This window comes from Moraxella haemolytica (assembly GCF_030177935.1).
Taxonomy (GTDB): Bacteria; Pseudomonadota; Gammaproteobacteria; order Pseudomonadales; family Moraxellaceae; genus Moraxella; species Moraxella haemolytica.
Genome location: NZ_CP089974.1, coordinates 1,367,951 through 1,380,815 on the forward strand (window position 1 = coordinate 1,367,951; position 12,865 = coordinate 1,380,815).

Here is a 12,865-nt window from a genome sequence, read left to right on the forward strand (position 1 = left end):
GACGGCACATCAGCAATTACTTGGATACTCATTTATACCCCCATCTCTTGAGTTGTTGTGCAAGTATCAGCAAATGGCGTGTTATTAAAACCTGCTTTTGGTGCAAAAATTGTATTCGCCTTAGTAGCATTCGCCAAGCGTCTCATACTCAACTGATATCGTGGCACATAGACAGGTGTGTCCTTATCGGTCTTTTTAACACCGGTTGGTAAGCCTACCATAAATGGCACAATCCCCTCAAGATAACCAATACACCCTTCTGCCAGATAATCCACCACCGATACAGGCAGGGTAATCGCCACTCCCTGCTGAGTTAAGGTTAATTTATCACCCGCCTTAACAATCCATCTGGCAGCATCTTCACGGCTAATAAACCAAGTAGCAGGCTTGATTTGACTTGCGACCACAGGACTGCGACTAACCAGTGGCGATACAGTAAATAGATTGGCTACAGGCACAACCACCGCACGCCCATCAAAGACGCTACTTGACACATTATCAGCAACCATCACTTTTTCAAAAACTATCTGCATCTTAGGCAATTCATCAAACAGACGAATACCGATGTCGCCACCTTTTAATCGCCCACCAACTTTATCTTGTAGCTTATTCCATGCCTGTGGCGAATTCCAACCAGCCGACCACGCAAAAGGCGTTACCGAACTTGGTATTCTATCGCCCACATAACCTTCCATTGAGAAAGTTAAAGCACTGTCTTTATCCTTAGGCTGCATTGGTTCATGAATAGAAATCGGTGCACGCATGGCTGTACGGCCTGAGTAACGGCGTGGTTCACGAGCAATTTTTAACCCTGTAATGCGATAGGCAGACTCTGGTGCAGCTTGCTTAATTTGGGCAAGCTGTGGATAATCCGCCACCAGCTCATCAATCACATCATCTAGATGATACCAATTAGGTTCACCCTGCTTGGCATGCAACATATTATCCAAAGCATGTAGCCAACGCCAGCTGTCTTTAATCTCACTAGCTGGGTCGTAATAGTGTTTATCGTAGACAGCAAAGAATCGTCCTGCTCGACCTTCTGCTGAGATTAGCGTACCATCAGACTCGGCAAATGAACCACTTGACAGAATAAAGTCCGTCTCATCATGCCACTCATAACGCTGATGGTCTAAGGCAATCATTGTTTTTTGGGTTAATTTATCAAGCTGACTTGGGGTCAAATTCGCCAAATCATGCTCAAGTACAATCACCGCATCAAAATCGCCTGCCAGTATCTCTTCTACCGACTGACCACCCAGTAGATTTAGACCCACGCTATTTGCCTCTGGCATAGTCAAATAGACACCTGTTTTATCAGTATAGGAAGTATTGACTTTTAGTAGGCGAGATTGTAGCGTCTTTTCAAACTCATTTGGGTCTCGTTCAGTCGTATGCACGCCATCAGTTTTGGCGGATTTTTCTTGATCAACAAACTGTCGCTCTACCTCATCACGGATTTTAGCATTTTCCACCTCTACAAACTCACGCTCAACATGAGCAATTTTAGCTCGTTTGTCAGTTAAATTCTGAGCAATATAGCCAGTAGCTTGTAAAATCGCCTTAGAAGTAAGGCTAGTGCCTGAAATGATAAGGGGGCGATTTGCCATGATTAAATCATAAGCGATGTGATGAGCCAAAAACTCCATCGCCATGTTCTCATCAAGCACTAAATTTGGGTCTTGTTCTTTGGCAAAAATGGCATTTTCATGCTCGGTGATTTCCTCTAAGCGATCAGCAAACGCTTTAATAACATCACCCACCATAAATCCTAGCTTAGCGATATCATTTGGCGTGGCAACAGTGGCAATCTTAGCAATGTCATCAAGTTTGGTCTCATTCACACTGGCAGTATAAATAGGACTAAAGGCTTCTTGACCAATGCGTTTGACAGGTTCTGCCAACCAATGCTCAGTACGAAGTGCCGTTGCCATCTGCTTGGCTTTATTTTTGGCAGCTTGACGCACGGATAATGCAACACGACTTGCTATCTGAGTGATATCCTCACCTAGAATAAATACACAATCTGCTGTTTCAATCTGAGCAAGTGATACCTGATGGATATTTTCTTGGCGTAAAATCTGCACACCTAAGTTTACCACCTCTTTGACCGCCGCACGCTCACCTGTGCTATAGTTGTCCGCTCCGACCAATTTTTTTAGAGCAAAATTACTCTCAAGGCTTGCTCTAGCCGAGCCGATACCAATGACATTTTTGTCTTTTAATAAATTTGCCACACCATCAACAGCAAGATTTGCACTGGTCTTGACAAATTTTGTATCTACCTTTTTAAGGGGGTGCATCGGACGATCGGCACGATTGATATAGCCATAACCAAACCGACCTTTGTCGCACAAAAAGTAACCATTAACATCGGGATTATAGCGGTTTTCAATGCGTCTTAGCTCGCCATAGCGTTCACCTGCCGAAATAGAACAGCCTGTAGAACAGCCTTGACAAATGCTAGGGGCGTATTGCATGTCCCATTTGCGATTATATCTGTCAGAGTGTGTTTTATCAGTAAACACCCCTGTTGGGCAAACTTCGGTAAGATTACCGCTAAACTCACTTTCAAACTGCCCGTCCACCTCACGCCCAAAATAAACACGGTTGTTGGACGCATAGACACCAAAATCTGTACCGCCTGCATAATCCTTATAAAAACGCACACAGCGATAACAGGCAATACAACGGTTCATCTCATGATTAATAAACGCCCCCAAATCTTGATTGTGGTGTACTCGCTTGGTGAAGCGATAGCGTCTTTGGCGATGCCCTGACATATAAGTCATGTCTTGTAAATGACAATGACCACCTTCTTCACAGGTTGGGCAATCATGGGGATGGTTAGTCATTAAATATTCAACAATGCGTTTGCGAAAGTCTTTAGATTCAGAGTCATCGACCGAAATGTACATATCATTTGTCGGTGCAACCATACAACTCATAACAAGTCGTCCACGCCCTGCCTTGTAATCTTCTTCATTGTTGTACTGCTTGACTGCACATTGGCGACACGAACCCACCGAACCAAGTGCAGGGTGATAACAAAAATATGGCAAATCAATACCAAGCGACAAACAAGCAGAAAGCAGGTTGTCAGCACCATCTACTTCATAGCTTTTGCCGTCTATATGAATAACCGCCATCACACGCTCCCTTGCTGATTGTCTGATTCGCTGACCAGATGCACTTGTTCAATTTTTTGTTCAAATTCACAGCGAAAATATTTTAAGGCACTCATTAAAGGCTCCATCGCTCCTGGTGCGTGTGCACAAAAGGTTTTGCCAAGCCACAAATCACGGGTCAACTCGGTTAATTTTTCAATATCGCCATCTTGCCCTTGACCTTTATCCATGTCATCAAGAATTTTAACACCCCAAGGCAAGCCATCACGACAAGGCGTACACCAACCACAAGATTCTCGTTGGAAAAATTTTTGTAAGTTTTTGGATAAACTCACCATATCTTGGGTTTCGTCCACCACCATCATCAGACAAGTTCCCAAGCGACTGCCAGCTTTCATAATGGGGTCAAAATCCATCACAAGATCAAGATGTTCATCACTTGCGGTCAAAAAATCGGTACTTGCTCCACCCGGTAGCCACGCCTTTAATCTAAGCCCCTCTTGCATACCACCAGCCAATTCAATCAGCTCTCGTGCGGTATAACCAAAAGGCAACTCCCAAAGCCCTGCATCTTTTACACGCCCAGACACGCCCATAATCTTAGTGCCAGGAGTATCTGATCTTCCTTTGGCTTTGGGTAAATTAAGATACCAATCCACCCCATTTAACATAATGGCAGACATATTGTTTAATGTTTCTACATTATTAACCACTGTAGGACGACCCCACGCTCCAGATACTTGCGGAAACGGAGGTTTGGTGCGTGGATTGGCACGACGACCTTCCAAGCAGTTAATCAGTGCCGTCTCCTCCCCACAGATATACCGCCCCGCTCCTGTATGAATGTGCAAATCAAACTTAAATGCCGTACCAAGAATGCCATCGCCAAGTAACGCATTAGCAATACATTCATCAATTGCTTGTTGTAGTCGCTCAGCAGCGATTAAATATTCACCACGAATAAAAATATAGCCTACGCTCGCTCCGATGGCATAGGCAGTAATCAACATCCCTTCAATCAATTGAAAAGGCAAGCGTTCCATCAACAAGCGGTCTTTAAAAGTGCCAGGTTCCATCTCATCAGCATTACAAATAAGATATCGCACACCACCATCAGGAGGTGTCATGAAAGTCCATTTCAGTCCTGCATTAAAACCCGCTCCACCACGACCACGCACATTGGCGTTTTTTATCATCTCACCCACTTCTTGTGGGGTTTTTGATAAAGCAATTTTTAAGCCATCAAAGCCTTTTAGTGATAGATAATCTGCCAGTTTTAGTACCGCATCATGATGATACAGTCGCCATGTCAAAGGGTGCGTCTTGCAAGTCGGTGCTTGACCATCTGCCAACCCTACCCCCCAAATAGGAATCTTTTGGCGGTTTAATTGACTAGGAGCAAGTCCATTTTGGCGAGCAGTAATCTGACTTTGCAAGTCGGCTTTGTTATTGATATTATTGTAGTTCATTGATATTGCTCCAATAACTCAGCAACTTCGTGTGCTTGAATAGGGCCGTAAGTGTCTTCATCAATCAAAACCGCAGGGGATTTATCACAATTACCCAAACAACAAATAGGCAGTAAAGTAAAGCGTCCGTCAGGCGTGGTCTGTCCATAGTCAATACCAAGCTGTCTTTTAAGCTCAGCTTCTACGCTTTCAAAACCGTTTAGATAACAAGCGATGCTATCGCACAGTAGAATGACATGGCGACCAACAGGTTGGCGATAGATGCGGTTAAAAAAAGTTGCCACACCCTCGACATCGCTCACGGCAATATCTAGCATGTTGGCAATGGCGGTAACTTGTGCATCATCGACCCAGCCGTTGCGTTTTTGCACCAATTTTAAGGCATCAAGCACTGCAGCTCTCGGTTGGGGGTAGTGATGAATATGATGATGAATGCCGTCAATCTCTGCTGGCGTTAAAATCGTCTCAATGGCGACTTTGGGGGTTTTATCGGTTACTATTTTCATAAAGTTACCTTAATTTGCTTGCTGTTTTGACGGCTCGCTAAGTTTGTTTTTTAATTAACCAACTCAATTTATTAACCAAAAACCACATTGGTAAGATGTATTTGGGTTAATAAATTTTGCGGTGCATATTATACACGATTTTTTAGGGAATCTCTTAGGGATTTATAAACTTAGTCGTTCATCATCATCCAATCATAGCCAATCCCTGCATTTTCAAAAACATAAATAGTATTAGCCAATATTTGGCTCTTTTTTAAAGCCTAGTTATGGTCTCATCATGAAATCTTTTTGGTTTTTTAGATGGTTGGAGCAACTTTATAAAATAACTTTGGCAATCCATCGTCCATTCACCTAGCTTATTTTTGCTTGTCAAATTAATTTGAATAACAGATTATCTTAAAGCTCCCAAAGCCAAAATTAGCAATTCCTTCTTTTTATCATACAATCTTAACGCAACAAATCACACCTCATCTGGGCATTTCCTTGATATTTCTTAGTGTGCAAAGCGTTGGGAGATAATCACGCACTCATTGTTTTGCAAAGTCCATCATGCCTAACTTGTTACACTTGGCAACAAATTTTCCAAAAAATATTTCAAATCGTCTTTTTTATAGACTCATCTTCCATAACTTAGGTTGAATATCCTATATAATGGTTTTAAATTCGTTTGGTATCCTTGATAGGTTTGATATGGCGATTAAAAGCGATCAAAAACTTCAACACACCAAACAGCATTCAAAAATATCACGCACAGTCATGACATTCACCAGACAAAACCATTAAGTACACAACTTTCATTTAGTTATTAAACAACTGATTATTATATAGCAAAAAAGTCATTTATAGCAAAAAAACTGTTTGCCTTTATTACCGACACAAAAAACAAAATTTTAAAACTTAAGAACCAAACATCTTTTGTGTATCATGCACTGCCAGATTTATTGTTGGCATGAGTAATGCATTGTACATGACAGATTGGTTCAAGTACAACATAGCCCATCGTATTCAAGGCAAGTTTTTGTTAATTCGATGTTTTAAAATGAGCAAATAAGGAATTTATGTATAAACCTTAAATAAAAAAGCACGATCATAAACAAAAAAATAATAGCTGACTATTATTTTTATTTTGGTTAATTTTCGTGAAAGTTTTTACTGACAAATAATTACAGAAAAGATAAATTAATACAAAAGGACTTTTTTATGGATTGTATTATGATGTTACGCTCAATTTGCCTATCAAGCATTCTACTATTACCAAGTTTTGCCCAATGCAAATTCTGATAATATTGATGTTTCTGTTGGATTAGAAACCTATTTTGAGAGATATAAAGAAACTTCAGACGGTATGCCTTTCATACAAGAAGATGCAAAAATGCTATCTTTAACCAGCAAGGTATCATACATCACCAATCGTCAAGACGCCATTTCAGTATTTGGCAGGTATTCGCTAGGGAAAAGTGATTATGTCGGAACCTTGCAAAATCAAGAATTCAGCTCTTTAAGAATGAACGATCAAAAGCGTTCTGGTGGTCAAATTGGCATCAATTATACACACTACCTAAATCTACCCACAACCAAAAAGTCGGTCTTACTGCCGGTGTATCATCTCGTTTTTTAAAAGATCATTTAAGCACCAGTCAAAACGCCTTGGGTTATTTACGAATCAATAGAGCAGTTTTTTACAACTTGGTACTAGTCTCTCGGACGACATTAATTCAAAGATGGCTTATAAAGCCGATTTGATGATCAACCCAATCATCCGAGCAAAACAATATTCAATCATCGGCGAACATACCATCCCCATGAAACAAAAAGGTGGGTTTGGGGTGCAAAGTAGCGTACTACTAAACTATAAACTCAACGACAAAAGACAAGTTGAATTTGGTCCTTTTGTAAGATTCTGGAAAGTGCCTGATTCAGAAGAAGTGATGTTTTATGGCATACCTTTTGACAAACCCTCCAACTCAACTTATGAAGTGGGCGTTCAATTAAATCATTATTTTTAAACACCCAAAAGCTCAAAATCCAGTCAAATTCCGTTCAATTATCGCTATTGTATTGTGATGATTTTTTATCCATCATAGTGCAATAGCGACACCATGCTTTTTAAATAAGCCGTAGCCAAACAAATAATCGCATTATCTAAGATTGGCATATACCACCTTGATGAGGTTGAAAAGATTTGTTCAGTGTTTTAAACCAACCTTACCCCAACCAGTCAACAACTCACTCTTCTGCACGAAAGTTTTTACCCAAAGTTTTGCCCACACCCTGATAATGACGAAAATTATAAATCAATGGTTGCCATTTGGCAGGGTCAATTTTATGATCATCCATTATCAGCTTCTCACAAGCATGAACCTGCAAAATTTTTAATTCAATAATGGCATAACCATCTCTTTTACTGATATGGATTACTTTTGATTCAGCTTGTAATGGGTATTCTTTGATATGAGATGGCTTTACTTTGATTGAATTTTCAGCTGTAAACCCACCCTTTTTAAATTTATCATCACAAAATTGATATTCCGACTTTTGAAAATCAGGTATAGGGTTTTTGGCGGTTGTAGGAGCGATATTTTCTATTTTTTGCCAAAGTGTTTCATCGGGCAAATTTAATACCACCTCTGCACAAACACTCAAATTTTCAAATGCCTTGCCTTGTGTCCCAAGTCCAATCACCACATTATCACCCAAGCACCAACTGGACGAAATGGGCGTGATATTAGACGCACCATGTTCATCGCAAGTGGTTAATAAAACAACAGGAAAGCCGTAATAAAACATCTTGGGTAAAATTGGTTGATGCATAGTGTTCCTTACAATCATCTTCTTTTAAGATTGTCATCATCAAAGAGTGGCACGCCCATCAAAACAGATGTTGCATCGCTGTTTGTTCTTGATGTATTCTGATGGCCAAGATAACTCCATAAATAGGCAAACCCACAACCAAGACCCACCACGCCTGACATAACAACGCAATACCAATCAGTTCAGGGATAACATTTAAAAAATAATTTGGGTGCTTAAAAGTTCTAAAAATCCAAGAGTGATTGATGGTATGATTCGGCAAGATATATACTTTCACAGTCCAAATATCGCCCAACTGCTTGATGATATAATACAAGACAAATAAAGACAAAGTAACAATCAACGCCCCTAACGCAGATACCACATCAAACTGTACTTGATAATAATACGCACTCCATAAGGCAGTAAAGTAATACAAGATATGTGCCGCAGCCAAAACCTTTGAATTTCTTTCTCCGACTTGCTTTGCACCCAATGTAACCAACTTTTTCTCATTATTGATTGATATTTTTAAAAACGCCAAACGCACAATAAAGAATGCAAGAAAAAAACAAAAAATTAATAACACACCCAACCCCTAAATAATTTAAAGTCATGAATATATTTCATAATACATGATAGCTAACTCAAATTCATCATGAGTTTTTATCATCAAAAATCCTACCGATCGCAATCCGCCATTACAATATCAATACTTGCCAAATAAATAATCGCATCCGATACAAGCGAGCCATTGATGACCGAAGGCATTTGTTGCAGATGGGCAAAGGTGGGCGTGCGAATGCGTGTGCGATAGCTCATCGTTGAATTATCCGATACCACATAATAGCTGTTTAATCCTTTGACGCCTTCTACCATACACGCCGACTCGCCTGCTGGCATTACAGGCCCCCACGATACCGACACAAAGTGGTTGATAAGTGTTTCAATGTCTTTTAAGGTTCTATCTTTAGGTGGTGGTACAGCCAGTGGATGTTCGGCTTTATATGCCCCGCTTGGCATATTATTTAGGCATTGCTTAATGATACGCAAAGACTGGCGAATTTCTTCAATCTTAACCAAACATCTGTCATAAGCATCGCCGTTATAAAACACTGGCACTTCAAAGTCAAAATTTTCATAGCCCAGATAGGGGCGTGCTTTACGCAAATCAAAGTCCACACCAGTTGCACGCAGACCTGCCCCCGTTACGCCCCACGCTAGAGCGTGCTTGGCATCGTATTGGGCGACAGCTTGGGTACGACCTTTGAGTACTGTATTGGTCATAGTCGCCTTGTAATATTCATCAATGCGTTTTGGCATCCAATCCAAAAACTCTCGCACCAATCTCTCCCACCCATTGGGCAAATCCATCGCTGTACCGCCAATTCTAAACCACGCAGGGTGCATACGATAGCCTGTTACCGCTTCAATGATGTCATAGGCTTTTTGGCGGTCGGTGAACATATAAAACACAGGCGTCATACCACCAGCATCTTGAATAAATGTTCCCCAGTAAAGCAAGTTATTCGTAATCCTAAACAGCTCACTCATCATGATACGAATGGTATTGGCTCTATCAGGCACACTAATACCGGCTAATTTTTCCACCGCCATAATATAAGGCAATTCATTCATCACCCCACCCAAGTAATCAATGCGGTCGGTATACGGAATGTATGAATGCCAAGTTTGGCGTTCTGCCATCTTTTCCGCCCCACGGTGATGATAGCCAATATCGGGAATACAGTCCACAATCTCTTCGCCATCTAGCTGTAACACCAAGCGAAACGCCCCGTGTGCTGATGGGTGGTTAGGACCGATATTCAAAAACATAAAATCTTCATCACGCCCTGAGCGTTTCATGCCCCACTCTTCTGGCACAAAACGCAAATTTTCTTGCTCGAATTGTTGTTTGGCGGTATTTAAAAAATATGGCGTAAATTCAGTCGCCCTTGCGTGGTATTCTTTACGCAGCGGATGTCCTTCCCAGTATTTGGGCAACAAAATCCGTGTCAAATGCGGATGTCCATCAAACACCACCCCAAACATATCCCACACTTCTCGTTCATACCAGTTGGCATTGGGGTAAATTTGCGTAGCACTTGGAATGCTTTCGCCCTCAGCAAGTGCAACCTTAATGCGAATGTCGGAGTTTCGCTCCAAGCTCATCAAATGATAAAACACGGTAAAATCGCTGACAGGTTGTCCATAGCGATGTTTTCGCAGGCGTTCGTCAATGGCGGATAAATCCACAAGCATTACAAAGGGCTTGGGCAATTTACGCAAATATAGCAATAAATCAAGCACTTGGGCTTTGTCCACCCACACAGTCGGAATGCCGTCCGCCGTTTCTTGGACGACAAGATTTATAAACTTAGCGTTTAACTCGTTTAGAATGTCAAAATCGTGAATGTGGTTAATGCTCATAATACCAACTTTTTGTTTATGTTTGCGATTACTAAAATTTAAGTAAAATAAAAAATTGCATCGCCAATGTCTATATTTTTAAAAACTAAAACATAATTGAGTGAGTAAAATGATTAATAATATAAATTAATAAATACTCTCATTAAACATTATCCTCAGTTTATTTTCATCAATATCAGATGTTCCTCCAACTAAGCACACCAGAACAGGGCAAGTCAGCAAATCTACTGTTACAGGCATTATGTCATTCGTGAGAATTTTAGCCTGATAAAAACTAGGTAGACTTTGAATTTTTGACAGGAATAGTTGCTCATCTAATTTATTTTCCTTTTGGTAATTAATTAAAAATACTACTTTGGCTTGACTGATAATTTTTGAATAAAATATATTGTCTTTTGTTTTTCCATAGAACTGTGTCAAATCTTTCTTTAAATAACTATGGACACTTAATTCAAGTAAGCTCTGTTGGTAACATTTTTCAAAAACAATGGGTGCAACCCCTCCGTGCAATCTTGCCCCCATTTCAATCATTACTGGATTAATATAACCATTGGTACTTGATTGTGCCAATAGCTCCATATGCACCGCCCCAAATTTGACCTCTAATGCTTTAATGCATTGTATTGCATATTGAATTATGGCTTGATATTTTTTACTCGCAATATCCAACATTTGCATATTTTCATAAACAAACTGGCTACCATTGTGATAACCTTTTTTATAAACACACAAACTACAAATAAAAATGTTGTCATCTTGCACAATCATATCTACAACAAATTCATCACCAGTTTCAAATGATTGCAAAATGTAGTTGTCATTCTTTATTCCTAACGCATTAACTGTTTCCCAATTAATGTTTTGTATATGATTAGATAGTGTTGTCTTATTTTCAAAAAACATTACACCATCGCTACCTGCCGAATTTACAGGTTTAAGAATATAGCCACTTGCACTTTCAAATAAATCTTCATTATTACAATGAATGAGTTGACTTTTAATATGCTTCAACCCATTCTCTTTCAAAGCGTTTTGCATCACAAATTTATCTCGGCGTTTTAAGCTACTTTTTACGGGATTTCCTGTTACGCCAAAGTATTCTGCTAATTGTTCACCAACAATAACGCCCGTTTCTGCACCAATTACAACAGCCAAAATCTCATCTCTATGAAATTTTTCCTTACATTCTTGAACCGAATAAATTACTTTATTAACAAAATAAGTATTATCAAAACTAAAATAGTTCATACTCATATCAGAATTAGCAAGTACCGCATAGCATTGATGTCCTAATTCATAGAACTTTTGTGCGTACAATGCACCAGTAGAAAAAGGGTCTACAATCAAAATTTTGCCTTTAACCATAATTGCACTCCTAGTTGGTAGAGATTTTGTTTGCGAAAAGTACACTAATATAAAATACAATAATAATAAATGCCACTAATGGTAAAAATATTTGGGAAATATTGATGTTCTGTACACTGGCTAATATGTATCCAAATAATAAGCTAGCACCTGCTTGAAATATGGTATAAAAAACAGCACTACTTTGACCAATAAAATTAGCTTGCTCTATATCTTTTGCCAATAAAGATAATTTTTCCCTTATCAATATCCTAATACTATTGATAAAAAATCCAATAAAAAAACATATTGCTAGTGATAATATTTTCATATTTGACATAACAAATATTAAATCGGCAAAAATTAAGCATATTGCCATTACCAAGCAATGTTTTGTATTGCTTTTTAGAAAAACTGCACAAAAAGCACCTATGCCAGCAAAAGCACTGGATAAACCAAAATCTTGGGCAGTCCACTGTTTGATTTCTTGAAATATAATCGGTGTGGTTAAATTAAAACTGGTAATATGAATGCCAATAAACCCTAGTATAAAGCATAATAAGTAAATATTTTTTTTATCCAACAAGTCAAGTTGATTTACAGATTGCTTTTCATTCATTTGAGTTTTATTCTTTATTTGAGCAAAACTACCATTTTTCGCCCAAATCATAAAGATAATAGCAAATGAAATATCTATTAAAACAATACTTGTCATAGAATAAAAAAAAGATAAATGATTTAATAGCATTCCCCCTATCATTGCTCCACCAAATGCACCAATCTGTATAACAGTTTGCATATATCTTGATGCTTTGTTTGCAGAAACGATACCATCTACAACAAGATAATTATTATAAGTCTCATAATTACTTAATATACTAACACTCAATATTCCAGATATTAACGCAAGACCAATAAAACTATAAACAGATGTATTAAGTGCTGACAAAACAAAAACAATGGAATAAAATAAAATGCGTGAAAGCATTAAATGGTGAGCCGAAAGAGACAATAAATTAATTTTGGAAAACTTTTTTAATATAAATGGGACAATTGTACTAATGCACAATATCAATCCAAGCATTAAAGGATTTTTGGTTATCTTATAAGACAACCAAATTACCATAATCAGTAATGCCATATCACTAAAATAAAAGACAATCAAAGCACCGTAGAATTTTCTCAAGTCCATAGTTTT

Annotated in this window: 10 protein-coding genes; 2 read left to right on the plus strand and 8 right to left on the minus strand. The window is 38.9% G+C overall.

Annotation, left to right across the window (positions count from 1 at the left end):
* Positions 1-32: 32 nt before the first annotated feature.
* From nuoG to nuoE, 3 genes are read right to left on the minus strand one after another with little or no spacing between them, the layout of a single operon-like run.
* Positions 33-3,149, minus strand: coding sequence for an NADH-quinone oxidoreductase subunit NuoG (gene nuoG / locus LU276_RS06460; protein WP_284673046.1), 3,117 nt, complete (start codon positions 3,147-3,149; stop codon positions 33-35).
* Complete coding sequence (locus LU276_RS06465; protein WP_284673047.1) at positions 3,149-4,597, minus strand: complex I 51 kDa subunit family protein; 1,449 nt, start codon at positions 4,595-4,597, stop codon at positions 3,149-3,151. Before LU276_RS06465 ends, nuoG begins: the two co-directional genes overlap by 1 nt.
* Positions 4,594-5,103: an NADH-quinone oxidoreductase subunit NuoE gene (gene nuoE / locus LU276_RS06470; RefSeq protein WP_284673048.1), complete on the minus strand. Its 510-nt coding sequence runs from the start codon at positions 5,101-5,103 to the stop codon at positions 4,594-4,596. The genes LU276_RS06465 and nuoE overlap by 4 nt, the downstream gene beginning before the upstream one ends.
* Before the next feature lie 1,372 nt (positions 5,104-6,475).
* Between nuoE and LU276_RS06475 the strand changes: the two genes are divergently transcribed.
* Both LU276_RS06475 and LU276_RS06480 read left to right on the plus strand, forming a co-directional pair.
* Positions 6,476-6,721, plus strand: a complete 246-nt coding sequence (locus tag LU276_RS06475; protein WP_284673049.1) for a hypothetical protein — start codon at positions 6,476-6,478, stop codon at positions 6,719-6,721.
* Between the two features lie 124 nt (positions 6,722-6,845).
* Positions 6,846-7,109 (plus strand): hypothetical protein, encoded by a 264-nt coding sequence (locus tag LU276_RS06480; protein WP_284673050.1) that lies wholly within the window; start codon positions 6,846-6,848, stop codon positions 7,107-7,109.
* 220 nt (positions 7,110-7,329) lie between these two features.
* Here the strand turns inward: LU276_RS06480 and LU276_RS06485 are convergent, their stop codons facing one another.
* The 5 genes from LU276_RS06485 to LU276_RS06505 form a co-directional block, all read right to left on the minus strand.
* Positions 7,330-7,914, minus strand: a complete 585-nt coding sequence (locus tag LU276_RS06485) for a flavin reductase family protein (RefSeq protein ID WP_284673051.1) — start codon at positions 7,912-7,914, stop codon at positions 7,330-7,332.
* Between the two features lie 58 nt (positions 7,915-7,972).
* Positions 7,973-8,482, minus strand: coding sequence for an isoprenylcysteine carboxyl methyltransferase family protein (locus LU276_RS06490; RefSeq protein WP_284673052.1), 510 nt, complete (start codon positions 8,480-8,482; stop codon positions 7,973-7,975).
* 92 nt (positions 8,483-8,574) lie between these two features.
* Positions 8,575-10,326, minus strand: a complete 1,752-nt coding sequence (gene nuoC / locus LU276_RS06495; RefSeq protein ID WP_284674607.1) for an NADH-quinone oxidoreductase subunit C/D — start codon at positions 10,324-10,326, stop codon at positions 8,575-8,577.
* 123 nt (positions 10,327-10,449) lie between these two features.
* Positions 10,450-11,688, minus strand: coding sequence for an ATP-grasp domain-containing protein (locus tag LU276_RS06500; RefSeq protein ID WP_284673053.1), 1,239 nt, complete (start codon positions 11,686-11,688; stop codon positions 10,450-10,452).
* A 10-nt stretch (positions 11,689-11,698) separates the two neighbouring features.
* Positions 11,699-12,859, minus strand: coding sequence for an MFS transporter (locus LU276_RS06505; protein WP_284673054.1), 1,161 nt, complete (start codon positions 12,857-12,859; stop codon positions 11,699-11,701).
* Positions 12,860-12,865 lie beyond the last annotated feature (6 nt).